Consider the following 25,230-nt stretch of genomic DNA (forward strand, 5'->3'; position numbering starts at 1 on the left):
GGGTATTGATCGGCCCGGTGGGCGCTGCCACCGTGGGTGGGCAACCTGCCGAGGAGGCGCCCATGCCCGAACCCGGACCACACCACCACGCCGGCGGCGCACTCGACAGCCCAGCCACTGACGCGTTGCTGCGCACAGGGCGTTTCTTCACCCGCCGCGACACCTCGGCCGACCTGCGCGCGGTCTACCGCGAAGGGGGCCGCGAGGGTGACGTGTTCTACCGGGACCGGTGGAGCCACGACAAGGTGGTGCGCTCCACGCACGGGGTGAACTGCACCGGCTCGTGCTCGTGGAAGGTGTACGTCAAGGACGGGATCATCACCTGGGAAACCCAGCAGACCGACTACCCCTCGGTCGGCCCGGACTCGCCGGAGTATGAGCCGCGCGGCTGCCCGCGCGGCGCGGCATTTTCCTGGTACACCTACTCCCCCACCCGGGTGCGCTACCCGTACGCGCGGGGTGTGCTGGTCGACATGTACCGGGAGGCGAAGGCGCGCCTGGGTGACCCGGTCGAAGCCTGGGCCGAGATCACCGGCGATCCGGACAAGCGCCGGCGCTACCAGTCCGCACGGGGCAAGGGCGGCCACGTGCGGGTGTCCTGGGACGAGGCGGTGGAGATCGTGGCCGCCGCGCACGTGCACACCATCCGCGCCTACGGCCCGGACCGGATCGCCGGGTTCTCCCCGATCCCGGCCATGTCCATGGTCAGCCATGCGGTCGGGTCGCGGTTCATCGAGCTGATCGGCGGGGCGATGACCTCGTTCTACGACTGGTACGCCGACCTCCCGGTGGCCTCGCCGCAGGTGTTCGGGGACCAGACCGACGTGCCGGAGTCCGGGGACTGGTGGAACGCCACCTACCTGGTGATGTGGGGCTCGAACGTGCCGGTCACCCGCACCCCGGACGCGCACTGGATGGCCGAGGCCCGCTACAAGGGCCAGAAGGTCGTGGTGGTGTCCCCGGACTACGCCGACAACACCAAGTTCGCCGACACCTGGCTGCCCGCGCAGCCGGGTACCGACGGGGCGCTGGCGATGGCGATGGGCCACGTGGTGCTCAAGGAGTTCTTCGTCGAGCGGCGGGTGCCGTTCTTCGTGGACTATGTGCGCCGCTACACCGACCTGCCGTTCCTGGTCACCCTGGACGCCCGCGACGGCGGCTATGTCCCCGGCAAGTTCCTCACCGCCGCCGACCTCGGTGAGGAGGACGAGGGCGCGGCGTGGCGGACCGTGCTGCTGGACGGGCGCACCGGGGAGCCGGTGGTGCCGAACGGCTCGCTCGGGTTCCGCTACACCGAGTCCGGGGTGGGCCGGTGGAACCTGGACCTCGGCGAGGTCTCGCCCCAGCTGACCCTGCTGGGCTCCTCCGACGTCGCGGAGGTGCTGCTGCCCCGTTTCGACGCGATCGACGGTTCCGGCGGCGTGCTGTGCCGGGGCGTTCCGGCGCGCAGGGTGGCCGGGCGGCTGGTCACCACGGTGTTCGACCTGATGCTGGCCCAGTACGGGGTGCACCGCGAGGGCCTGCCCGGCACGTGGCCGTCCGGCTATGAGGATGCCGCCGAGCCGTACACCCCCGCCTGGCAGGAGCCGATCACCTCGGTACCCGCCGAGCAGGTGGTGGGGGTGGCCAGGGAGATGGCGCGAAACGCCGAGGAGTCCGACGGCCGCACCATGATCATCATGGGTGCCGGGATCTGCCAGTGGTTCCACGGCGACGCCACCTACCGGGCGGTGCTGGCGCTGCTGATGCTGACCGGGTCGATGGGCCGCAACGGCGGCGGCTGGGCGCACTACGTCGGCCAGGAGAAGTGCCGGCCGGCCACCGGGTGGGCCACCATGGCGATGGCCACCGACTGGCAGCGCCCGCCCCGGCAGATGATCGGCACCGCGTACTGGTACACGCACACCGACCAGTGGCGCTACGACGGATACCGGGCCGACGCGCTGGCCTCCCCGCTGGGCAGCGGGCGGTTCGCCGGGATGCACACCATCGACACCCTCGCGCTGGCCACCCGGCTGGGCTGGATGCCGTCCTACCCGCAGTTCGACCGCAATCCGCTGGACGTGGCCGACGAGGCCCAGGCCGCCGGCCCGGACGTCGCGGCACACGTCGCCGGGCGGTTGCGCGACGGCCGGCTGCGGTTCGCCATCGAGGATCCGGACGCCCCGGCGAACTGGCCGCGCTGCCTGACGCTGTGGCGGGCGAACCTGCTCGGTTCCTCCGCCAAGGGCGACGAGTACTTCCTGAAACATCTGCTCGGCACGCACAACAACCTGATGGCCGAGCAGACACCGCCCGACCGGCGCCCCCGGGACGTGAGCTGGCCTGACGGCGATCCGCCGGAGGGGAAACTGGATCTACTGCTGTCGCTGGACTTCCGGATGACCAGCTCGACACTGCTCTCGGACGTGGTGCTGCCGGCCGCCACCTGGTACGAGAAGCACGACCTGAACACCACCGACATGCACCCCTTCGTGCACGCGTTCAACCCGGCGATCGACCTGCCCTTCGAGTCGCGCACCGACTTCGACGCCTTCCACGCGATCGCCCGCCGGTTCTCCGAGCTGGCCCGCACCCACCTCGGGGTGCGCCACGACGTGGTCGCGGTGCCGCTGCAGCACGACACCCCGGGCGAGACCGCGCAGCCGGGTGGGCGGGTGCTCGACTGGCGGGCCGGCGAGTGCGAGCCGGTGCCGGGCCGGACGATGCCGAACTTCGTGCTGGTCGAACGCGACTACCCGGCGGTGGCCGACAAGCTGGCCAGCCTCGGCCCGCTGCTGGACCGGCTGGGCATGACCACCAAGGCGGTCACCTACCAGCCTGACGAAGAGCTGCGCTATCTGGCCGCGAAGAACGGGGTGATGCTCGGCGGCGCCGGTGACGGGCGCCCGGCGATCGACACCGACGCCAAGCTGGCCGAGGCGATCCTCGCGCTGTCCGCCACCACCAACGGCCGGCTGGCCGTGCAGGGGTTCCGGCAGCTGGAGCGGCGCACCGGGCAACGGCTGGCCGACCTCGCCGAGGGCAGCGAGGAGAAGCGGATCACCTTCGCCGACACCCAGGCCCGCCCGGTGCCGGTGATCACCAGCCCGGAGTGGTCGGGCAGCGAGACCGGCGGGCGCCGGTACGCGCCCTTCACCGTGAACACCGAACGGCTCAAGCCCTGGCACACCCTCACCGGGCGGATGCATTTCCTGCTCGACCACGACTGGATGCACGAGATGGGTGAGGCGCTGCCGCTCTACCGCACGCCGCTGGACATGCACAAGCTGTTCGGCGAACCGACGCCGGGCGAGGTGCGCGACGGCGCCTCGGTCACCGTGCGTTACCTGACGCCGCACTCCAAGTGGTCGATCCACTCCGAGTACCAGGACAACCTGTTCATGCTGGCGCTGTCCCGCGGCGGGCCGGTCGTGTGGATGAGCGTCCCGGACGCCGCCGGTATCGGGGTGGCCGACAACGACTGGGTGGAGGCGGTCAACCGCAACGGCGTGCTGGTCGCCCGCGCGGTCGTCACCCACCGGTTACCGCCCGGCATGGTGTTCGTCTACCACGCCCAGGAGCGGGTGGTGAACGTGCCGCGCTCGGAGGCCACCGGCCGGCGCGGCGGCATCCACAACTCGCTGACCCGGATCCTGGTCAAGCCCACCCACTTGATCGGCGGGTACGCGCAGCTGTCGTTCGCGTTCAACTACCTCGGCCCGACCGGCAACCAGCGCGACGAGGTCACCGTGATCCGCCGCCGGACCAGCCAGGAGGTGCGGTACTGATGAAGGTCATGGCCCAGCTGGGCATGGTGATGAACCTGGACAAGTGCATTGGCTGCCACACCTGCTCGGTCACCTGCAAGCAGGCCTGGACCAACCGCGCCGGCGTGGAGTACGTCTGGTTCAACAACGTGGAGACCCGCCCCGGCCAGGGCTACCCACGCCGCTACCAGGACCAGGAGAAATGGCGCGGCGGCTGGGTGCGAAACCGGCGCGGGCGGCTCACCCTCAAGGCCGGGGGGCGGCTCCGCAAGCTGCTCTCGATCTTCGCCAACCCGGTGCTGCCGAACATCCGCGACTACTACGAGCCGTGGACCTACGACTACCAGAACCTCACCAGCGCCCCGCTGGGCGACGACTTCCCGGTCGCCGCGCCCAAGTCGCTGCTCACCGGCGAGCCGATGGCCATCGAATGGGGCGCCAACTGGGACGACGACCTCGGCGGCGCCCCCGAGCACGGCCCGGCCGACCCGATCGTGCAGCGGCTGCGCCGCGAGTGCGAGGACAAGGTGCGCTTCGACTACGAGCGGGCGTTCATGTTCTTCCTGCCGCGCATCTGCGAGCACTGCCTCAACCCGTCCTGCGTGGCCTCCTGCCCGTCCGGGGCGATGTACAAGCGGGTCGAGGACGGGATCGTGCTGGTCGACCAGGACCAGTGCCGGGGCTGGCGGATGTGCGTCACCGGCTGCCCGTACAAGAAGGTCTACTTCAACCACCGCACCGGCAAGGCGGAGAAGTGCACCTTCTGCTACCCCAGGGTGGAGGTCGGGCTGCCCACGGTGTGCAGCGAAACCTGCGTCGGGCGGCTGCGCTACATCGGGCTGTTCCTCTACGACGCCGACCGGGTCACCCAGGCCGCCTCCGTCGCCGACGAGCACGACCTCTACCAGGCCCAGCTGGACATCCTGCTCGACCCCACCGACCCCGAGGTGATCGCCGGCGCGCGGGCCGAGGGGATCCCCGAGGACTGGCTGGACGCGGCACGCCGCTCCCCGGTGTACCGGCTGGCCAAGGAATACCGGGTGGCGCTGCCGCTGCACCCGGAGTTCCGCACCATGCCGATGGTCTGGTACATCCCGCCCCTGTCGCCGGTGGTGGAGCGGCTGACCGAGACCGGCCACGACGGCGAACGGGCGGGCAACCTGTTCGGCGCCATCGACGCCCTGCGCATCCCGGTCGAGTACCTCGCCGAGCTGTTCACCGCCGGCGACCCGGAACCGGTCCGCCGGGTGCTGCGCACGCTCGCCGCGATGCGCTCCTACCTGCGCGACATCACTCTCGAACGCCCCGCCGACGAGTCCATCCCGGCCGAGGTCGGGATGACCGGCGGCCAGCTGACCGAGCTGTACCGGCTGCTCGCCATCGCCAAGTACGAGGACCGCTACGTCATCCCCACCACGCACCAGGCCCAGGCGCACGACCTGGAAGAAATCGGCTGCAGCCTGGACTTCGACGGCGGACCCGGCATGCTCGACAGCGGCCCCTTCGGCGAAGCCTCCGGTCGCCCGGCTCCGGTGTCGGTGGAGACCTTCCACGCGCTGCGCAACCGGCAGACCAGCGACGAGGTCACCGACCCAGGCATGCCGCGGGGCCGGGTGAACCTGCTCAACTGGGACGGCAAGGGCCGCCCAGCCGGCCTGTTCCCGCGCCGGCGCGACCCGTCGGACCAGCGATGAACCTCCACTACCCCACCAGCGCGGCCCGTTCGGTGCTGCAGGCCTCGGCCGTATGCCTGCAATATCCCGACGACACGGTGCGGGCGTTGTGGCCTACCGTGCACGCCGGAGTCGAGGCACTCCCCGACAGCGACCCGAAACAGCACCTACGCGCGTTCCTCGACGGGACGCGGGCACAGCTACCCGGGGAGCTCGCCCGCCACTACGTGGACGTGTTCGACCGCCGCCGACGCTGCTGCCTCTACCTGACCTGGTGGACCCACGGCGAGACCCGCCGGCGCGGCGGCGCCCTCGCCGAGCTGAAGCGGCGCTACCGCGAGGCGGGCACCGAACTCACCGGCACCGAGCTGCCGGACTACCTGCCGATCGTGCTCGAATACGCCGCGACCGTCGAGCTGGCCGACGGACTGGCGCTGCTCCAGGAACACCGGCCGGGCATCGAGCTGCTGCGCCTGGCGCTGCTCGAGGCCACCACCCCGTACGCGGCCCCGGTCCAGGCGGTGTGCGCGCTGCTGCCCGGTGCCTCGCCCGCCGACCTCGCCGAAGCCAAGGCACTCGCCCGCACCGGCCCACCGCGCGAACAGGTCGGCCTGGAACTGCCCCCCTTCGAGCTGGGAGCAACCCGATGAGCTGGATCGACCTACTGCTGTGGGCGGTATTGCCCTACGTCATGCTCGCCGTGCTGATCGGGGGCACCATCTGGCGCTACCGCTACGACAAGTTCGGCTGGACCACTCGCTCCAGCGAACTGTACGAGTCGCGGCTGCTGCGCATCGGCAGCCCCCTGTTCCACTTCGGGCTGCTCGTAGTGATCATCGGCCACGTCATCGGTCTGATCATCCCGGCCAGCTGGACCGAAGCAATCGGCATGACCGAGCAGGCGTATCACCTCCAGGCGCTTGTGCTGGGCGCGATCGCCGGATTCTGCACCCTGGTCGGGGTCGGCATCCTGATCTACCGCCGGCGCACCACCGGTCCGGTGTTCATGGCCACCACCCGCAACGACAAGGCCATGTACATCGTCCTGGTCGCGGCGATCCTCGCGGGCCTGGCAACCACGCTGCTCGGCACCGGCGTGCTGGGTGAACAACACCCCTACCGGGAAACCGTGTCGCCCTGGTTCCGGTCGCTGTTCGTGCTTCAACCCGACGTCGCCTCGATGAGTGCGGCCTCGCTCGGGTTCAAGGTGCACACCCTTATCGGCATGGCGCTGTTCGTGATCTGGCCGTTCACTCGCCTCGTGCACGCGTTCACCGCGCCGCTGGGCTACCTCTTCCGGCCCTACATCGTCTACCGCTCACGGTCGGCAAGTCCCGGCAGCCGGCCCGTGCGCCGCGGCTGGGAACCGAGCCGCTGATCGGACCCGGGCTGACACCCGAAACCGTTGCGGTCTCCTGGCGGAGTGCCGGCTTCAACGTGCGAGCCAAGAAAGGCCTGCCGGACCGCGACACACGAGTAGGACGCGGCCCGCGCGGGCGCTACCCGATCGAGCACGTAACGGCCTCCCGTACCACGCGTTATTCAGTGTGCGGCTCACCGTCCGGGAAAGACACCCCTCAGAGCCGCAAAGGGGATAGCCGCCGCCCGAGCCGGATGCATCGGTTCCGGGCGGCGGCTGTCTCGTTTCCGCACCGGCCGCGCTGGACGGCCTCGCCGACAGCGCGACGAGTGGAGACGGGCCCTCCAGATCCGGTTAAGCGCCCGACCGCTGAGCGAAGCTACCGAGCGGCACCCACTTGCGCGATGAAACGCTCGGCGGCGCGGTGTACCGCGTCCGGGTCGGCGCCGGTGACCAGCTCCCAGAGCAGGCCCCGGGCGGTCGCCACCCACAGCAACGCCTCATCGCGCACCACCGGTCCGCTCACCCCGGTCGCGGCCAGAAGCGGGCCGAGCGCGTCGACCCACGCGTCGCGTTGCGCCTGCTGATCGCTGGTCGGGACGTCGGCCCGGACCCGCAGGGCGAACCCGAGCCGATACAGCGGCCACAGAGCCGGCTCGGACAGGTGCCGCCACATCGCGCGCATGACCGCGACCGGATCGTCGCCGGACGCTCGCAGCGCCGCCAAATGTTCCCGTTCCCGCTGCTCACAAGCCACGTGAACCGCGCCGAGCAAACCCGTGGCGGAACCGAAGTGGTACAGCAGCAAAGAGTGACTGACTCCGATCCCGGCCGCCAGCGCACGCAGGCTCTGCTCCGGCCGGCCGCCGGCAAGCAGGTACTCCAGCGCGGCCTCGGCCAGCGCCTGCCGGGGCCGACCACCGCCATTTTTGACCATTTGGTCTATCCTGACGCAAACTAGACCAAATGGTCAAACCAGGAGGCTCCAGCATGCACCACGCAACCCGGATAACCCTCGACGTCCCCGCCGACCGCGCCTGGTCGGTCCTGGCCGACGTTCACCACTGGCCTTCCTGGACACCCACCGTGGAGTCGATCACCGGCGACCAGCTGGCGACCGGCGCCGTCCTGCGCATCAAGCAACCGGGTCGGGGCGTCGCCACCTACACCGTCGACCTGCTGGAGACGGGACGGCGCTTCCGCTGGGGCAGCAACCGGCTCGGCGTTCGCCAGTCGGCCGACCACATCATCACCCCGGCCGGCGACGCCGCCTGCACGGTTGAGCTGAGCTTCACCATGGACGGCCCACTGGGCTCACCCCTCGGCCGCCTCGGCGCGGCGAAGATCCGCTCAATGGTCGACACCGAAGCGGCCTCACTACGCGCCGCCGTCAGCGCGGGTGCCGGCAATTCGGCATAGGTAATCTCAGGCACACCGCCAGGGTCCGGCCCAACACCGCCCACGATCACGGTCTCATCGGTGTATCGCTGGGCTGACCACTGATTCCGATATCGGCCCCGGCGCTGACCGCTCCCAATCGGGTTCCTCCAACTCGCTACACCGGGCCTCGATGTTAGATTTCCGGATGTGAGCGATAACAGAGGTCGTCCACCGGCCGCCGGCGGCCTCGATCAGGCGGGGTCCGCGTGTCGCGGGACTCGATACAACGGGCACCGGTAAGGGCAAGGATGGGCACCGTGGGCGAGCGCGGGCCGGGGCGCCGTCCGGCGATCTCGGAGAGCATCCGCGAGCCCGCCATGATCGATGTCGCTCGCCTGGCCGGAGTATCCCACCAGACCGTCTCACGGGTGTTGAACGACCACCCCAATGTCCGCGCGGAGACGGCGCGGCGGGTGCGCGCGGCGATCTTCGAGCTCGGCTACCGCCCGAACCGGGCGGCGCGCACGCTGGTCACCGGGCGGAGCCAGGTGCTGGGGGTGGTCGGGCTGAACACCACCCTGTACGGCCCGACCTCGCTGTTGACCGCCTTCGAACAGGCCGCGGCCTCGGCCGGTTTCGCGGTCAGTGTGGGCAGCGTGGCCAGGTTCGACCGCGAATCGATCAGTGCCGTGGTGCAGCGGCATCTGGACGAGCGCGTCGCGGGCATCGCGCTGATCGCGCCGGTGGCCTCGGCGAACGAGGCGCTGGACGCGCTGCGGATCGATACCCCGCTGGTGACGATCGACGGTGATCCGCGTCGCCCGACAGTCACCGTCGACCAGGAGGCCGGCGCCCGGGCAGCCACCGAACACCTGCTGGCCGCCGGTCACCGGACGGTCTGGCACGTGTCCGGCCCCACGGACTGGTTCGACAGCGCCAGCCGGGTCGCCGGCTGGGAGGCCTCGCTGCGCGACGCCGGTGCCGAGATACCGCCCGTCGTGCCTGCGGACTGGTCGGCCGCGGCCGGCTACCGGGCGGGCAACATGCTCGCACGCATCCCGGAGCTCACCGCGATCTTCGCCGCGAACGACCACCTCGCGATCGGGCTGCTGCGCGCGCTGCACGAACGGTCCCGCCGAGTGCCGGAGGAGGTCAGCATCGTCGGCTTCGACGACGTGCCCGAAGCCGGCTACCTCATCCCGCCGCTGACCACGGTCCGGCCCGACTTCCACGCCGTGGCCGAACACGCCCTACGGCTGCTGGTCGCGCAGCTGCGGTCGGACCCGCTGCCGACCGCGCCGGTGATGCTCGCGCCGACGCTGATCGAGCGGAACAGCGTGGCGCCGCCGCCCGGCTGACCAACCCGGTCGCCACGCCAACCGACACCGGCACCTTGCCCAGACCGCTTGACGCGACCGAATGTTATCGCTAACAATTTGGCCGGTCGCGATACCAGGTCGCGGCGCATCCCCGCTGCCAGCTCGAACGAAGGTGTTCGGCCATGTCGATGGATCCCGCCGCTGCCCTGGTTGTGGGCGTGGACTTCGGAACGCTGTCCGGGCGCGCGGTGGTGGTGCGCGTGCGGGACGGCGCCGAGCTGGGCAGCGCGGTCACCGCCTACCGGCACGGCGTACTCGACCGCGAACTGCCGACCGGCGGCCGGGCGCTGCCGCCGGACTGGGCGCTCCAGGTGCCCTCGGACTACCGGGAGGTGCTGCGCACCGCGGTGCCCGCCGCGTTGGCCGAGGCGGGAGCCGACCCGTCCGACGTGGTCGGCATCGGCACCGACTTCACCGCCTGCACGATGCTCCCGACCACGGCGGACGGCACCCCGCTGTGCGAGCTGGCCGAGTTCGCCGACGAGCCGCATGCCTACGTCAAGCTGTGGCGCCACCACGCCGCGCAGCCCCAGGCCGACCGGGTCAACGAGCTGGCGCGGCTCCGTAGCGAACCGTGGCTGGCCCGCTACGGCGGGCTGATCTCCTCGGAGTGGGAGTTCGCCAAGGGCCTGCAGCTGCTCCAGGAGGCGCCGGCGGTCTATGCGGCGATGCGGCACTGGGTGGAGGCGGCCGACTGGATCGTCTGGCAACTGACCGGCCGTTATGTGCGCAACGCCTGCAGCGCCGGCTACAAGGGCATCCTGCAGGACGGCGACTACCCGTCGGCGGAGTTCTGCCGCGAGCTGGACCCCGGCTTCGAGCAGTTCGTCGCGGCGAAGCTGCGGCACCCGCTGGGGCAGCTGGGCGAGCGGGCCGGCCGGCTGTGCGCGCGGGCCGCGGGGTGGACCGGGCTGCCCGAGGGCATCGCGGTGGCGGTCGGCAACGTGGACGCGCACGTCACGGCGGCCGCCGCCCGGGCGGTCCGGCCGGGCAGCATGGTGGCGATCATGGGCACCTCGACCTGCCACGTGGTGAACGGGGTCGAGCCGAGGCAGGTGCCCGGCATGTGCGGCGTGGTGGACGGCGGGATCGTGCCCGGCCTGTGGGGGTACGAGGCCGGGCAGAGCGGCGTGGGTGACATCTTCGGCTGGTTCGTCGAGCACGGGGTGCCGGCCGCCTATCACGACACTGCCCGCGAGCGCGGCATCTCCACCCACGAGCTGCTGACCGAGCTGGCCGCCGGACAGCGGGTCGGGCAGCACGGCCTGCTCGCGCTGGACTGGCACAGCGGCAACCGCTCGGTTCTGGTCGACCACGAGCTGTCCGGCGTGGTCGTCGGGCAGACCCTGGCGACCCGGGCCGAGGACACCTACCGCGCGCTGCTCGAGGCGACCGCGTTCGGCACCCGCACGATCATCGAGGCGTTCCGGGGCGCCGGCGTGCCGGTCACCGAGCTGATCGTTGCCGGTGGCCTGCTGACGAACCGGTTACTCATGCAGATCTACGCCGACGTGACCAACCTGCCGCTGTCCACGATCGGCTCGGCGCAGGGACCGGCGCTGGGTTCGGCGATCCATGCGGCGGTGGCGGCCGGGGCCTACCCGGACATCCGCGCCGCCGCTGCCGCCATGGGGTCGCTGGGTCCCACCGTCTACCGGCCCATCCCGGCGAACGCCTCGGCCTACGACCAGGTCTACGCCGACTACACCGCGCTGCACGACTACTTCGGGCGCGGCGCCAACGACGTGATGCACCGGCTCAAGGCCCGCCGCCGCGCGGCCACGACGAACCTCGTCCTCGAGGAGGCCCACGTATGACGCCGGAAGTCGGCGCGACCGTGGCCCGGCTGCGCCGCGAGGTCGCCGAGCTGCACCGCGAGCTGACCCGCAACGGGCTGGTCATCTGGACCGCCGGGAACGTGTCCGCGCGGGTGCCGGGCCAGGACCTGATGGTGATCAAGCCGTCGGGGGTGCGGTACGAGGACCTCACCCCGGAGGCGATGGTGGTCACCGACCTGCACGGCGTGCTGGTCGAGGGGGACCGCTCGCCGTCCTCGGACACGGCCGCGCACGCCTACGTCTACCGGCACATGCCCGAGGTCGGCGGGGTGGTGCACACCCACTCCACCTATGCCACGGCGTGGGCCGCCCGAGCCGAGCCGATCCCGTGCGTGCTCACCATGATCGCCGACGAGTTCGGCGGCGACATCCCGGTCGGGCCGTTCGCACTGATCGGCGACGACACCATCGGCCGGGGCATCGTGGACACCCTGCGGGGCAGCCGCTCCCCCGCCGTCCTGATGGCCGGGCACGGCCCGTTCACCGTCGGGCGCGGCGCCCGGGACGCGGTCAAGGCGGCGGTGATGCTCGAGGACGTCGCCCGCACCGTGCACATCTCCCGGCAGCTGGGCACGCCGGCCGAGCTGGCGCCGGCCGACGTCACCAGCCTCTTCCAGCGGTACCAGAACGTCTACGGGCAGGAGCGGGCATGAACGGCGCACACACCGGTGGCAAGCCGAGCGTGTGGTTTCTCACCGGCAGCCAGCACCTCTACGGGCCGGAGACGCTGGACCAGGTCGCCGACCAGTCCGCGCGAATCCAGCGCATGCTGACCGCGTCGGGCGGGCTGTCCGCCGAGGTCGTGGGCCAGCCGGTACTCACCGAGACGGCGGACATCCGGCGGGTGATGCTGGACGCGAACGCCGACCCGGACTGCCTGGGCGTGATCGCCTGGATGCACACCTTCTCCCCGGCCAAGATGTGGATCACCGGGCTGGACGCCCTGCGCAAGCCGCTGCTGCACCTGCACACCCAGCTGAACGCGGCGCTGCCGTGGGCGTCCATCGACATGGACTTCATGAACCTCAACCAGGCCGCGCACGGGGACCGCGAGTTCGGCTACCTGCAGACCCGGCTGGGCGTGGCCCGCAAGACGGTGGCCGGGCACGCGAGCGACCCGCGACTGGTTTCCCGGATCGACGGGTGGATCCGGGCCGCCGCCGGCCGCGACCACCTCGACGGGCTGCGGCTGGCCCGGTTCGGCGACAACATGCGCGACGTCGCGGTGACCGAGGGCGACAAGGTGGAGGCCGAGCTGCGGTTCGGCGTCTCGGTCAACACCTACGGGGTGAACGACCTGGTCGAGCGGGTGGACGCGGTGCCCGACGCCGAGGTGGACGCGCTGGTGGCCGAGTACGCCGACACCTACCGGCTGGCCCCCGAGCTGGCCCGGGGCGGCGCCCGGCACGGGTCGCTGCGCTACGCCGCAAGGATCGAGGCGGGCCTGCGGGAGTTCCTCGTCGCCGGCCGGTTCGGCGCGTTCACCACCAACTTCCAGGACCTCGGCGGGCTGCGCCAGCTGCCCGGGCTGGCCGTGCAGCGGCTGATGGCGGACGGCTACGGGTTCGGCGGCGAGGGCGACTGGAAGACCTCCGCGCTGCTCGCCGCCGTGAAGGAGATGGGCGCCGGCGGCCGCCGGGGCACCTCGTTCATGGAGGACTACACCTACCACTTCGGCCCGGGCGAGCCGAAGATCCTCGGCGCGCACATGCTCGAGGTCTGCCCGAGCATCGCGGCGGCCACGCCGAGCTGCGAGATCCACCCGCTGGGCATCGGCGACCGGGAGGACCCGGTCCGGCTGGTGTTCGACGCGGCCCCCGGGGAGGCCACGGTGATCGGGCTGGTCGACCTGGGCGACCGGTTCCGCTTCGTGGCCAACCGGATCGAGGTGGTTCCCCCGGACCAGCCGCTGCCGAACCTGCCGGTCGCGCGGGCGGTGTGGCGGCCGGCCCCGTCGCTGGCCACGTCGGCCGAGCTGTGGCTCACCGCCGGCGGCCCGCACCACACCGTGCTGACCGGGGACGTCACCCCGGACACGCTGCGCGACTTCGCCGAGATGGTGCACACCGAGCTGCTCGTGATCGATCAGGACAGCACCCCGGCGGCGTTCGCCGACCGGGTCCGCTGGAACCAGGCCTACTACCGGCTGGCCCACGGCCTGGCCGCCCGCGGCTGATCCCGCCACACCCTCAATGGAGAGATGATGAAGCTGACCCGAATCGCCGCCGTCGCGGCGCTCGCCCTGGCCCTGTCGGCCTGCGGATCCAGCCAGAAGACCGTGGACCAGGCCCCCTCGGCCGGTTCCTCGGCCGGCGCGCTGGTCGGGGTGACCATGCCGACCAAGTCCTCCGAGCGGTGGATCCACGACGGGGACAACATCAAGGCGTCACTGGAGAAGCTCGGCTACGCGGTGGACCTGCAGTACGCGGAGAACGACATCCCCACCCAGGTGAACCAGATCGAGAACCAGATCACCAAGGGCGCCAAGCTGCTGGTGGTCGCCTCGATCGACGGCACCGCGCTGACCACCCAACTGCAGGAGGCCGCCGACAAGCACATCCCGGTGATCGCCTACGACCGGCTCATCCGCAACAGCCCGAACGTCGACTACTACGCCACGTTCGACAACTTCAAGGTGGGCGTGGAGCAGGCCACGTCGCTGCTGGTCGGGCTCGGGCTGAAGCGGCCCGACGGCGGCGACGGCACCGCCACCGGGCCGTTCAACATCGAGCTGTTCGCCGGCTCGCCGGACGACAACAACGCCACGTTCTTCTTCAACGGGGCGCTGTCCGTGCTCAAGCCCTACCTGGACCGGGGCACCCTGCGGGTGAAGAGCGGGCAGACCGACTTCAACACGGTCGCCATCCTGCGCTGGGACCCGGCCACCGCGCAGCGGCGCATGGAGGACCTGCTGACCACCACCTACCGGGGTGGCGACAAGGTCAACGGCGTGCTGTCGCCCTACGACGGCCTGTCCATCGGCATCCTGTCCGCGCTGAAGAGCAACGGCTACGGCACCGCCGGCCAGCCCTACCCGACGGTCACCGGGCAGGACGCCGAGGTGGCGTCGGTGAAGTCGATCATCGCCGGGGAGCAGTTCGCCACCGTCTACAAGGACACCCGCCAGCTCGCCGACATCACCGTGAAGATGGCCGACGCCGCGCTGAAGGGCGGAAAGCCCGAGGTGAACAACACCACCGACTACAACAACGGGGTCAAGGTGGTGCCCTCGTACCTGCTGCAGCCGGTGGTCGTCTACAAGGACAACTACCAGAAAGAACTGATCGACTCCGGCTACTACACCGCCGCCCAGCTGCGTTAGCGCGATGAGCGATCACATCCTGCGAATGCGCGGGATCACCAAGACCTTCCCCGGGGTGACGGCGCTGGCGGAGGTGAACCTCGCCGTGCGCCGGGGCGAGATCCACGCCGTCTGCGGGGAGAACGGCGCCGGCAAGTCCACGCTGATGAAGGTGCTCTCCGGCGTGCACCCGCACGGGTCGTACCAGGGCGAGATCACCTTCGACGGCCAGCCGTGCGCGTTCCACAGCATCCGGGACAGCGAGCGGCGCGGCATCGTGATCATCCACCAGGAGCTGGCGCTGTGCCCCCAGCTGTCCATCGCGGAGAACATCTTCCTGGGCAACGAACGCGCCAGCCGGGGCCTGATCGACTGGAACCGCACCAACCACGAGGCGGAGAAACTGCTGGCCCGCGTCGGCCTGCGGGAGAAGGCGGTCACCCCGGTGCTGGACATCGGGGTGGGCAAGCAGCAGCTGGTGGAGATCGCCAAGGCGATGAGCAAGCAGGTGCGGCTGCTGATCCTGGACGAGCCGACCGCCGCGCTCAACGACGACGACTCCGCGCACCTGCTCAACCTGCTGCGCGAACTGCGTGACCAGGGCATCACCTGTGTGATCATCTCGCACAAGCTGAACGAGATCGCGGCGATCGCCGACTCGCTCACCATCCTGCGCGACGGCCGGACCATCGAGACGCTGGACATGCGGGACGAGGCGGTCACCGAGGACCGGATCATCGCCGGGATGGTCGGCCGCGACCTGGAGCACCGCTATCCCCCGCGCCGGCCGCGGATCGGGCCCGAGGTGCTGCGGATCGAGGACTGGACCGTGCACAGCCCGACCCAGCCGGACCGGGTGGTGGTGGCGAACGCGAACCTGACCCTGCGCGCCGGCGAGATCGTCGGGCTGGCCGGGTTGATGGGCGCCGGCCGCACCGAACTGGCGATGAGCGTGTTCGGCCGGTCCTTCGGGGTCGGCATCTCCGGCCGCCTGGTCAAGGGCGGCCAGCCCATCGAGGTCCGCACGGTGGCCGACGCGATCCGCCACCGGATCGCCTACGCCACCGAGGACCGCAAGCGTTACGGCCTCAACCTCATCGACGACATCAAACGCAACGTCTCCGCCGCCCGGCTGGACAAGCTGGCCCGCCGGGGCTGGGTGGACGACAACGAGGAGTACCGGGTCGCCGAGCGCTTCCGGCGCGACCTGAACATCAAGGCCCCGACCGTCGCCGGCGTCACCGGGAAACTGTCCGGCGGCAACCAGCAGAAGGTCGTGCTGTCCAAATGGATCTTCACCGACCCGGACGTGCTGATCCTGGACGAGCCGACCCGGGGCATCGACGTGGGCGCCAAGTACGAGATCTACACGATCATCAACCGGCTGGCCGAGGAGGGCAAAGCCATCCTGGTGATCTCCTCCGAGCTGCCGGAGCTGCTGGGCATCTGCGACCGGATCTACGCCCTGTCCGCCGGGCGGATCACCGGCCAGCTGGACCGGGCAGACGCCACCCAGGAACGCCTCATGCAGCTGATGACCCAGGACGGGAGCGGACCGCGATGACCCGCATCATCCCCACCGAGACCAGCGGCGCGGCCCCTCCGGCCGACCCCGCGCCCGGGCGCCGCTTCTCCATCAACCCCCGGCAGAGCGGCATCTACGTGGCGTTCGCGCTGATCGTAGTGCTGTTCACCGTGCTCACCAACGGCGCGCTGCTGCAGCCGCAGAACATCTCCAACATCATCGTGCAGAACTCCTACATCCTGATCCTGGCCATCGGGATGATCCTGATCATCATCTCCGGGCACATCGACCTTTCCGCCGGCTCGGTGGTGGCGGCCACCGGCGCCCTGGCCGCGGTGCTCATGGTGGACCTGCACCTGCCGTGGCCGGTCGCGCTGCTGGTCACCGTCGCGGCCGGTGCGGCGATCGGCGCGTTCCAGGGCTACTGGGTCGCCTACTTCGGCATCCCGGCGTTCATCGTGACCCTGGCCGGCATGCTGGTGTTCCGGGCGGTCACCCTGACCATCCTCGGCAACCAGGGCATCGGCCCGTTCCCCGATGCCGTGCGCACCCTGTCCAACGGTTTCCTGGACGGGTTCCTCGGCAACGTCGGGCTCGGCCCGCTCGGCGGCGCGGACCTGTTCACCCTGCTGGTCGGTCTCGCGCTGGTCGCCGCGATCGCCACCACGCAATGGCGGGCCCGCGCCGCCCGCCTCGGCTACGGGCAGGTGGTCGAGCCGTTCACCGTCTTCGCGCTCCGGATCGGCCTGGCCGCGCTGGTCACGCTGTTCGTCGTGGTCCAGCTGGCCCGGTTCAAGAACCTGCCGTGGGTACTGGTGCTGCTCGCCGGGCTGGTCATCGGGTATTCCCTGCTGACCAACCGGGCCGTGTTCGGCCGGCACATCTACGCCGTGGGCGGCAACCTGCAGGCCGCCACCCTGTCCGGGGTGAAGGTCAAGTCGGTCACCTTCTGGATCTTCGTGAACATGGGCGTGCTGGCCGCCATCGCGGGGATCATCTTCGCCGGCCGGCTCAACCAGGCCGGCCCGACCGCCGGCATCAACTTCGAGCTCGACGCGATCGCCGCCTCGTTCATCGGCGGCGCCGCCGTGCAGGGCGGCGTCGGCAAGGTCGTCGGCGCCATCACCGGCGGCCTGATCATGGCGGTGATCAACAACGGCATGTCCCTGATCGGCTCACCCAGCGAGCGGGTCATGCTGGTCAAGGGCCTGGTGCTGCTCGCGGCGGTGGCCTACGACGTATGGACCAAACGCCGCATCGGCACCACGACCCGGTAACCGCGGACCCCGCTCGGCTCTATTTCGTGCTCGGAATGCGTAGCCTTGACGCGATGAAGAATGTCAGGACGATTCCGCAGCCGATCCATAGGACGGCGGTTCGTGCCCCATCCGAGGTTGCATGACGCAGCTGTTCGCCCGCGAGTCCGTCCAGGTGTGCGTTGGCCGCGAGAACGAGCAGCGCCAACCCGATCACTGCACCAATACCGGAGCCGGTCGAGACGATTCCGGACGCGACGCCCTGCTCGCCCGCTCCGACGCCAGTTGCGCCGGCAATGAATATTGCGGTGAATACGATCCCGTCGGCAATGCTCACCGCAATGAGACCGGGCAACAGCGCGAGATAAGAGCTGTCGGGCGTCATCGCCAAGGCTAGGGCGACCGAACCGAGTGCACCGACCAACAGTGCTCCCAGCAACGTGCGTCGCAATCCCAGAGCCGATACCACATTGCCTGCGACGGCCGATCCGGTGACCACCGCGGCAGTCGGGGCAACGAAGCCGAGACCGGCCTCCAGCGCTCCGTACCCGCGCACATTCTGAAGGTAGATCGACAGGAAATAGAGCAGTGAGCCGAACGTGGCCATGAACATGAATGCGATCGAAGTCGCGATCAACAGCGTCCGGTTCCTGATCAGCCGAGGCGGCACGAGCGGATTGCCGCTGCGCCGCTCGACAAGCACATGCGTCACCGCGGACAGGATTCCGGCGGTGATCGCGCCAACCACCCACGGTGAGCCCCAGCCCAACTCGGGCCCCTGGACCAGCGCGAACACAAGCAGAGTGATGGCGACGGTGGCGGATAGTGCTCCCGCTAGATCGAACGAGCGGGTCGCGTCGCGGGGCGAGTCGGCGGCGACCACGAAAAACAACAGACCGAGGGCAAGGACGGCCAGCGGCACGTTGACGAAGAACACCGCCTGCCAGCCGAGGACGCGAGTGAGGACTCCGCCGAGAAGGACCCCAATCACCAGCCCGGCCGCGCCGGATCCGCCCCAGATCCCCAATGCTCGGTTGCGCTCAGGGCCCTCGTTGAATGTGGTGTTGATCAGGGCCAAGGTACTCGGGAATATCAGCGCCCCACCGAGTCCCTGCAATGCCCGCGCGCTCAGCTGAATCCCGGGACGGTCCGCCAGCCCTCCGGCTAGCGAGGCTAAGGCGTAGAGCGTCAGCCCGGTAGCCAGCATGCGGCGACGCCCGAGTTGGTCGGCGGCTCGTCCACCGAAAAGAAGGAAGCCGCTGGACGCCACGGCGTAGGCGCTGATCACCGCCTGCAATGTCTGGGCGGAGTAGCCGAGATCACGACCGATTGCCGGTAGGGCGACCACCACGATGTACTGATCGAGCGAAACGATCAGCATCGCGAAGGACAAAAGGGCCAACGTCGCGAATCCGCCACCGGGCAGCTGGTAGCGATCTTGCTGGGGTTGCGATACGCAGTTCAGACGCATGGCTCGTTCACCTTCTCGTCCATGTCGGCGAGTTCATAGGCGATCGCCTTCACCAAGCGGCGCGCGAAGGCCTTCGGCTCGGCCGCCGCGTCGGGGAGCTCCGCGATGACCCGGTGGGCGACGCCCAGCCGGGCGAGGTCGGTCGCCCGGATTCCTTGGTTCGTCGCTGTCTCGCGAGCGCGGTCCAGCGTGCCGTCGTTCCGGCCAGCGGGCCGGAGGCGCGCCCGGTCATTCGGTCTCCACCGTCGCCCGCGCGGTCCGCTCCCGCACACCGAGCGCGAGGACCACCAGCGCAACGGTCACCGCGAAGATCACCGCCATCCAACTCACCGGCGCCGGCGGCGGGTTGACCAGCGCGTTCACGTAGACCCACACCATCGCCGCCGCACCGGCCGGCGCGCTGACCGCAAGTGTCGGGGTCAGCGCCCGCTCCCGCGCAGCCAGCACGATCGCGCCGATGCAGATCAACACGTACGGGATAAGCCACAGGTAGACGGTCAGCGTGGAGATCGACGGCAGTACCCCGGTGACCAGATGGTCCGGCCACACCGCCAACAGCACCAGCAGCACCAGCTGCGCGACCACGGAGAGAACCACGATCGCCGCGGCCGGGCTGAGGTGCCTCGGGTGCACGCCGGCCAGCCGGCGCGGCACCAGCTCGTCCGTGGCCAGGGTGGCCACGAACCGGGAACCGTAGTTGACGAAGGCGATCAGCGAGGCCACGTTGGCGACGGCCAGCGCGGCATCGGTCATCATCGCGAGTCCTTGGCCAAGCCCGGCCTGCACGGCCAGCGCGGCGGGCGGGGACATCCCGGCCGCCAGCGCGTCCGACGCCGCCATCAGCCCGGGGACCTGCAGCAGCGTGGCCAGCAGGTAGCACCCGCCGAGCACGACCGGGACGCTCATCACGGCCAGCGGCACGTTCCGCTTCGGGTCGCGGGTCTCCGCCGCGAGCGCCGCCGAGCTCTCGAAGGCGACCAGGAACACCGCCGCCGCGGCCACCCCGTTGACGATGCCGCCGAATGTCGAGCCGTCCAGGCGCAGCTGCGCCGGCAGGGCCAGGCCGGTGTGCGCCGCGACGGCGACGGTGACCACCACGGTGATCGGCAGCGTCAGCACGGTCAGGATCACCGCCGTGCGCACCGAGGTGTCCAGGCCCCGGTAGGCGAGCGCGGCGGCCACCACCATGGCGACGGTGGTGGTCACCGCCATCGGGCCGGCGTTCAGGCCCGACTCGAACCCGGCCGCCACCAGGAAGCTGCCGGCGAAGATGCCGCTGGTCATGGACACCCCGGCGATCAGCGCGACGTAGCCCAGCAGCAGCGAGGACCCCATCACGACGCGAGCCCACGGGCCGAAGACGTGGTCGATGTAGGAGTAGAGCGTGCCGGTCACCACGAAACGCCGGGCGAAGGTCACCACGGCCACCCCGACGCAACCGATGCCCACGGCTCCGATCAGTGCGCCCAGCCAACTGCCGTGGCCCGCACCGACCACCAGCAGGAACGGCACCGTGGCCAGCGCCACGGCCGGCGTGTAGGAGACCAGGGCCAGCGCGACGATCTGCACCCGGCGCAGATGGCCGGTATCGAGCCCTTCGGCCTCGTGGTGCTCCACCCGGCTCACCCGTGCACGTCGCGGTCGCGCAGGGGCGGGCCAACGGGTTTCGCGCCGTGCCGGGCGTAAATGCTTGTGATCTCCTCTTGCGACGGCGTGCCCGAGACGGACTCCCACTCCTTGAACAGCTCGTCGTAGCCGCCCGGCGTCATGAGGTTGACCACCCGGACGGCGCCCTGGGTGGCGTCGAGGTTGTCGAAGGTGTGCGGCACACCGGGCGGGACCGTGGCGAAGTCGCCCGGCCCCAGCTCGACGACCTGTTCGCCGGCCTGCACGGTGAGCACCCCGCTCAGCACGTAGAACGTGTCGTCCTGGACCTCGTGCACGTGCAGCGGCGGTCCCGCCCGGTGCTCGACGTCCATGAGCATGAAGTCGAACCGGCCGCCGGTCTGGCTACCGCCGACCTTGAACAGCGCGTTCCCCAACCGGTACGCCTGTCCCTCCCCGCCGCGAATGACGAGCATTTCAGCCATCGAAGCTCCTTTGTCATACATAACTCCATTAAGAGTGGCGCCGACGGAGCGCCGCGTCAAGAGCGCGGGGTCAGTTGCGCCGGACGACTTCGAACACGACGAAGTTGTCGTCGACGTCGATGAGCGAGACGGCCATGACCTCGCCGTCGGCGGCGTGGTGGCGTTCCAGCAGCCGGGTGAAGGCGGATCCGACGTCGACCGGCAGGTGGGTCTGCTCGCCCCGGTTCACCACCGGGCGGATCTCCGCGACCGCGTGCAGCACCGGGCGCACCAGGTAGGGGCGGCTGAAGTCGAAATGGGCCGGGTCGCCCACGACCGGCAGCTTGGCGGTGTCGCGCAACCGGGCCCAGGGCACCAGGTCGCGGATCCAGATGGCGAGGTGCCCGTCGGCGTAGAAACACGTGTCGGTGACGAACGCCGGACCGTCAACCGGGATGTCGTCCGCGAAAGCGGCGCGGATGTCGTCCGGCGCCTGCTCCATGCGCGAGCTCTCCGCCTCCACCCGCACGGTGTGACCGCGTTCCTTGAGTAGGTCGGCGAAGCTTACAAGACGCTGCAGAGCCAGCGCGGAACGGCGGACATGGCTGTTGATCGTCGTACCGATCGCCCGCCGGCGCGTGATGATGCCTTCTATCTCCAGGCTCTGCAGGGCGGCTCGGATGGTGGTCCGGCTGACCCTGAACATGATCGCCAGGTCGCCCTCGTTGGGCAGCCGGTGGACGAAGCCCTCGTCGAGGATCTTCTCCAGGATCGCCGCGCGCACCCGCTCGGCCAGCGGTGACGTGTCGAACGGCTCAACCAGTGGGTCAGGTGGTTTCATCATCCATCTCGTCGCGCGGGCCGGGCAGGCCTTACGGGCCCGCTGAAGAACGCTACACATCGCCGTGACCGGGTATCGCTCACCCCACGCTCGTCACAGGTCGGGCCGGCGCCGATGCCAGTTGGTCGCCTCCTGGTACAACTCTGCCATCTGCAGCAACGCCTCGTCCTCCCCCGGGCGGGCCACCAGCTGCAGGCCGATGGGCAGCCCCTGTGGGTCGAACCCGCACGGCACCGAGAGGGCCGGCCAGCCCGCCAGATTGAGCGGTGCGGCGCACCGGACACCTGCCGGGTCGTCAAGCAGCCTGCCGGCCTCGTCCATCCTGGGCGCGGTGCTTTCCCGGCCGGGGGTGAGCAGAACGTCGGTGCCGGCCATCGCCTGCTCGAGATCGGCCCGGAACTCGGAGGCGAGTTGTTGCGCCAGTTCGTACTGCCGGTGGGAGACCTTGATCGCGTCGTCGAGTTTCCGCCGGGCCCCAGCTCCGAGTTCCAGGATGGTGCCGTAGCCCTCGGCGGCTTCCCGGGCGAGGACGATTTCCGCGGCATCGGCGACGAGGCCCCATCGGGGCAGCGGCACCTCCACCACTGAGACACCGAGCGCCCGCAGTACCTCCACGGCTTCACCGACGGCGGCCCGGACGGGTTCAGCCAGTCGCTCCCAACACGGTGCCCGGACGAGCCCGATCCGCGCCGGCGGTGACCGTGGCAGCGGGCGCGGCGCCACGACCTGGGTGGCGACGAGCAGCAGCCGGCAGTCGCGGGCCGAGCGCCCCAGCACTCCGACGTGGTCGAGTGACCGGGCCAGCGGGACCACACCGGTCAACGGGATGCGATCGCGGGTCGGCTTCAGCCCCGTCACACCGCACCAGTTCGCCGGGTGCCGGACCGATCCCGTGGTGTCGGTGCCCAGTGCGCCCGGCACCAGTCCCGCCGCTACCGCGGCCGCCGCGCCCATGCTGGAGCCGCCGGAGTACCGGCCGAGGTCCCACGGGTTGCGGGTCGGCCCGAACACATAACGATCGGTGGGTCCATAGGCCAGCTCGGGCAGGTTCGTCTTGCCGAAAACGATCGCGCCACCCGCGCGGAGAGCCGAGACCGCCGCGGCGTCACCCCCGTCGATCGGTAGGGGGGCTCGGGAGCCCACCGTCGTGGGGAGACCTGTGGTTGCCATGTTGTCCTTCACCGCGATCGGCACGCCGTCCAGCGGGCCTGTCGCCCCCCGATCTCGCAACCGCGTCTCAGCTCGCCGCGCCTGCTCCAGCACCGGTAGCGGGTCCCAGTTGATGAACGCGTTCACCAGGCGGTCGTACCGCTCGACGCGCTCAATGAAGTGAAGGCACAGCTCGACCGGCGACACCGCCCGGGCCCGCAACAACGCGGCGAGCTCGCCGATCTCGAGCTCGTGCGGCTCAGCCACGACAGCCCTGGTCGTTCACGACCGGGTTGCGCAGCACGCCGACGCCACCGATCTCGACCTCCACCACATCCCCCGGCGCGAGGAAAACCGGTGGCTCGCGGCGGGAGCCCACGCCGCCCGGCGTGCCGGTGACCAGCACGTCGCCCGGCTCGAGGGTGAACACGGTCGAGGCGTACTCGACGATCTCGTCGATCGGGAAGATCATTCCGTCGGTGTCCGCGCTCTGCACCGTCGCCCCGTTGACCCGGCAGGACAGCGTCAGCCGTGGCGCCAGTTCGTCCATGGTGGTCAGCCACGGGCCGAAACCGCCGGTCCCGGGGAATTTCTTGCCCGCCGTGTACTGCGCGGTGTGCCGTTGGAACTCGCGCACGGATCCGTCGTTGTAGCAGCTGATCCCGGCGACGTGGTGCCACGCCCGCTCGCGGGGGATGCGGCGGCCGCCGCGACCGATCACCACGGCGATCTCGGCCTCGTAGTCCAGTGTCGCCGACTCGCGGGGTTGGACCAGCGGCTGTTCGTGGCCGACCTGCGAGTCCGGAGTGCGCAGGAACAGCGCTGGATGCCGGGTGGGCCGATTACCCGTCTCGGCCCGGTGGTCGCGGTAGTTGAGGCCCACGCAGACGATCTTGGTCGGGTTGGGCACGACCGGCAGCCACCCGATCTCCGCGAAGCCGTAGTCGACCGGGGCTCCGTCCGGGACCACTGGAAGATCCTCGGCGAGCAACGACCGCAGGTCGGGATGACGGGCGCCCAGGCGAGCGTGCAGGTCGATGACGCCCCGATCTGTCACGGCGCCAAAGATGGTCCCGGACGGCGTCGTGACCGTGGCCAGCCTCATCGCTCGCGCTCCGGTGCCACCGCGACGGCGGTGATCTCCACCAGCATCTCGGGGTCCACCAGCTTCGCAACCTCGACCATGGTCGAGGCGGGCGGCGGTGCCGGGAAGAACTCGCGCCGCACCCGGTGCACGTCGTCGAAGTGTTCGATGTTGCGCAGGTACACGTCGACCCGCACAACCTGGTCCATCCCGCTGCCGGAAGCCTCCAGGATCGTTTTCAGGTTCTCGCAGGCCTGGCGGGTCTGCGCGGCGGCGTCGCCGGCGCCGACGACCGCGCCGTCCGGGCCCCGGGCCGTCATCCCGGAGACGAAAACCAGGCGATCGCTCGCCGCGACGGTGATCGCCTGGGCGAAATGCCCCACCGGCCGGCTCAAGCCGGGCACCGCGACCTCACGTTTTGCCATCGAGCAGGACCTCCGTCGCCACTGTGCTGTTGTCCATCTCCAGATCGAGGCCCACCACCGGCGGCCGGGCATTCACCCAGGTCGCGGACCCAGCGGTGCCGTTGGCGAAGATGCCCTCGCGAATCAGCGGGCCGACTTCGTGCACGGTGTACAGGCGGGTCAGCTCGACGTCCGCCCAGGACAAACCGAACAGGCGCAGGCGTTCCCGCTGCTCGGCGTGGATGCATGCCAGCTTGTCCCGCATGCCGTCCACGGATACGTCGCCCCGCCGCACAATCGAGTCGCGGTAATCGGCCGGCCCCTGGTCGGCCTCGGAGCTGCCGGCAACCACGAACGTCGGAGATGTGCGGGTCGACGACACCGTGTACGCGAACGCCGAGAGGGACGGGACGTCGGGAGCGCCACGCCCCGGGCACACGTTGGTGCGTGCGACCGGGTTGACCTCGTCCGCAAACAGCCCCCACCGCTGCAGCCGCCCGACGTAGCCGCGGTTGAAGTCGGTGAAGCCACGCTCGGTGAACGGCGCCGGCGATCGCAGTTCCACCGCGCAGAGCGAGGTCACGGGTCGCCGCTGTGCGCCGAGGGTAACGCTCGATCATATTCAGGCCCTCGGCGAGTGGTGGAGGTGTCCGTAGGTGGACTCGCCGGATCTCGAAACCCGGCTGAGCGATGACTCCACTGGAGAACTGGAAGACGCCGGGCACGTGCAGGAACCGGTATCCCCCGAGGT

20 protein-coding genes and 1 pseudogene are annotated in these 25,230 nt (G+C 70.3%); 12 read left to right on the plus strand and 9 right to left on the minus strand.

Annotation, left to right across the window (positions count from 1 at the left end):
• Window positions 1–62: 62 nt before the first annotated feature.
• Genes ABEB12_RS23820 through narI form a run of 4 tightly spaced genes read left to right on the plus strand, consistent with a single transcriptional unit; the run spans window position 63 to window position 6,800 of the window.
• On the plus strand, window positions 63–3,770 hold the full coding sequence (locus ABEB12_RS23820; protein ID WP_185065890.1) for a nitrate reductase subunit alpha: 3,708 nt from the start codon (window positions 63–65) through the stop codon (window positions 3,768–3,770).
• Window positions 3,770–5,443 (plus strand): nitrate reductase subunit beta, encoded by a 1,674-nt coding sequence (gene narH / locus ABEB12_RS23825; RefSeq protein ID WP_185065889.1) that lies wholly within the window; start codon window positions 3,770–3,772, stop codon window positions 5,441–5,443. The genes ABEB12_RS23820 and narH overlap by 1 nt, the downstream gene beginning before the upstream one ends.
• Window positions 5,440–6,072: a nitrate reductase molybdenum cofactor assembly chaperone gene (gene narJ / locus ABEB12_RS23830; RefSeq protein ID WP_185065888.1), complete on the plus strand. Its 633-nt coding sequence runs from the start codon at window positions 5,440–5,442 to the stop codon at window positions 6,070–6,072. Before narH ends, narJ begins: the two co-directional genes overlap by 4 nt.
• Window positions 6,069–6,800, plus strand: coding sequence for a respiratory nitrate reductase subunit gamma (gene narI / locus ABEB12_RS23835; protein ID WP_185065887.1), 732 nt, complete (start codon window positions 6,069–6,071; stop codon window positions 6,798–6,800). The genes narJ and narI overlap by 4 nt, the downstream gene beginning before the upstream one ends.
• A gap of 361 nt (window positions 6,801–7,161) precedes the next feature.
• Here the strand turns inward: narI and ABEB12_RS23840 are convergent, their stop codons facing one another.
• Complete coding sequence (locus ABEB12_RS23840) at window positions 7,162–7,719, minus strand: TetR/AcrR family transcriptional regulator (RefSeq protein ID WP_185065886.1); 558 nt, start codon at window positions 7,717–7,719, stop codon at window positions 7,162–7,164.
• 53 nt (window positions 7,720–7,772) lie between these two features.
• On the opposite strand from ABEB12_RS23840, the gene ABEB12_RS23845 reads away from it, so the two are divergent.
• The 8 genes from ABEB12_RS23845 to mmsB all read left to right on the plus strand — a co-directional run bounded on the left by ABEB12_RS23845 (window position 7,773) and on the right by mmsB (window position 17,482).
• Window positions 7,773–8,201: an SRPBCC family protein gene (locus tag ABEB12_RS23845; protein WP_185065885.1), complete on the plus strand. Its 429-nt coding sequence runs from the start codon at window positions 7,773–7,775 to the stop codon at window positions 8,199–8,201.
• Between the two features lie 278 nt (window positions 8,202–8,479).
• Window positions 8,480–9,520 carry a LacI family DNA-binding transcriptional regulator gene (locus tag ABEB12_RS23850; RefSeq protein ID WP_345703089.1) on the plus strand — a complete coding sequence of 347 codons (1,041 nt, stop codon included), beginning with the start codon at window positions 8,480–8,482 and terminating at the stop codon, window positions 9,518–9,520.
• Window positions 9,521–9,663: 143 nt separating this feature from the next.
• Complete coding sequence (gene araB, locus ABEB12_RS23855) at window positions 9,664–11,358, plus strand: ribulokinase (protein WP_185065884.1); 1,695 nt, start codon at window positions 9,664–9,666, stop codon at window positions 11,356–11,358.
• On the plus strand, window positions 11,355–12,032 hold the full coding sequence (locus ABEB12_RS23860; RefSeq protein ID WP_185065883.1) for an L-ribulose-5-phosphate 4-epimerase: 678 nt from the start codon (window positions 11,355–11,357) through the stop codon (window positions 12,030–12,032). The genes araB and ABEB12_RS23860 overlap by 4 nt, the downstream gene beginning before the upstream one ends.
• Window positions 12,029–13,555 carry an L-arabinose isomerase gene (araA, locus tag ABEB12_RS23865; RefSeq protein ID WP_185065882.1) on the plus strand — a complete coding sequence of 509 codons (1,527 nt, stop codon included), beginning with the start codon at window positions 12,029–12,031 and terminating at the stop codon, window positions 13,553–13,555. Before ABEB12_RS23860 ends, araA begins: the two co-directional genes overlap by 4 nt.
• A gap of 27 nt (window positions 13,556–13,582) precedes the next feature.
• On the plus strand, window positions 13,583–14,701 hold the full coding sequence (gene chvE, locus ABEB12_RS23870; RefSeq protein ID WP_185065881.1) for a multiple monosaccharide ABC transporter substrate-binding protein: 1,119 nt from the start codon (window positions 13,583–13,585) through the stop codon (window positions 14,699–14,701).
• 4 nt (window positions 14,702–14,705) lie between these two features.
• A complete protein-coding gene (mmsA, locus tag ABEB12_RS23875) occupies window positions 14,706–16,244 on the plus strand; it encodes a multiple monosaccharide ABC transporter ATP-binding protein (protein ID WP_185065880.1) in 1,539 nt (512 codons plus the stop codon).
• Complete coding sequence (mmsB, locus tag ABEB12_RS23880) at window positions 16,241–17,482, plus strand: multiple monosaccharide ABC transporter permease (protein ID WP_185065879.1); 1,242 nt, start codon at window positions 16,241–16,243, stop codon at window positions 17,480–17,482. Before mmsA ends, mmsB begins: the two co-directional genes overlap by 4 nt.
• A 19-nt stretch (window positions 17,483–17,501) precedes the next feature.
• Here the strand turns inward: mmsB and ABEB12_RS23885 are convergent, their stop codons facing one another.
• The 8 genes and pseudogenes from ABEB12_RS23885 to cnbZ form a co-directional block, all read right to left on the minus strand.
• Entirely contained in the window at window positions 17,502–18,932 is a 1,431-nt protein-coding gene (locus ABEB12_RS23885) for an MFS transporter (RefSeq protein ID WP_185065878.1), read from the minus strand.
• A 228-nt stretch (window positions 18,933–19,160) separates the two neighbouring features.
• Complete coding sequence (locus ABEB12_RS23890) at window positions 19,161–20,558, minus strand: amino acid permease (protein WP_185065877.1); 1,398 nt, start codon at window positions 20,556–20,558, stop codon at window positions 19,161–19,163.
• Window positions 20,555–21,022 carry a cupin domain-containing protein gene (locus tag ABEB12_RS23895; RefSeq protein ID WP_185065876.1) on the minus strand — a complete coding sequence of 156 codons (468 nt, stop codon included), beginning with the start codon at window positions 21,020–21,022 and terminating at the stop codon, window positions 20,555–20,557. The genes ABEB12_RS23890 and ABEB12_RS23895 overlap by 4 nt, the downstream gene beginning before the upstream one ends.
• A gap of 70 nt (window positions 21,023–21,092) precedes the next feature.
• Window positions 21,093–21,842, minus strand: a complete 750-nt coding sequence (locus ABEB12_RS23900; RefSeq protein ID WP_345703090.1) for a GntR family transcriptional regulator — start codon at window positions 21,840–21,842, stop codon at window positions 21,093–21,095.
• Window positions 21,843–21,935: 93 nt separating this feature from the next.
• Window positions 21,936–23,258: an amidase family protein gene (locus ABEB12_RS23905; protein ID WP_185065874.1), complete on the minus strand. Its 1,323-nt coding sequence runs from the start codon at window positions 23,256–23,258 to the stop codon at window positions 21,936–21,938.
• Entirely contained in the window at window positions 23,251–24,048 is a 798-nt protein-coding gene (locus ABEB12_RS23910; RefSeq protein WP_221498804.1) for a fumarylacetoacetate hydrolase family protein, read from the minus strand. Before ABEB12_RS23910 ends, ABEB12_RS23905 begins: the two co-directional genes overlap by 8 nt.
• A gap of 44 nt (window positions 24,049–24,092) precedes the next feature.
• On the minus strand, window positions 24,093–24,500 hold the full coding sequence (locus ABEB12_RS23915; RefSeq protein WP_185065872.1) for a Rid family hydrolase: 408 nt from the start codon (window positions 24,498–24,500) through the stop codon (window positions 24,093–24,095).
• A pseudogene (gene cnbZ / locus ABEB12_RS23920) lies at window positions 24,487–25,071 on the minus strand (2-amino-5-chloromuconate deaminase CnbZ); the annotation flags it as partial. The gene ABEB12_RS23915 and the pseudogene cnbZ, both read right to left, overlap by 14 nt.
• Window positions 25,072–25,230 lie beyond the last annotated feature (159 nt).

The organism is Actinospineispora eucalypti (genome assembly GCF_039543365.1).
Taxonomy (GTDB): domain Bacteria; phylum Actinomycetota; class Actinomycetes; order Mycobacteriales; family Pseudonocardiaceae; genus Pseudonocardia; species Pseudonocardia eucalypti.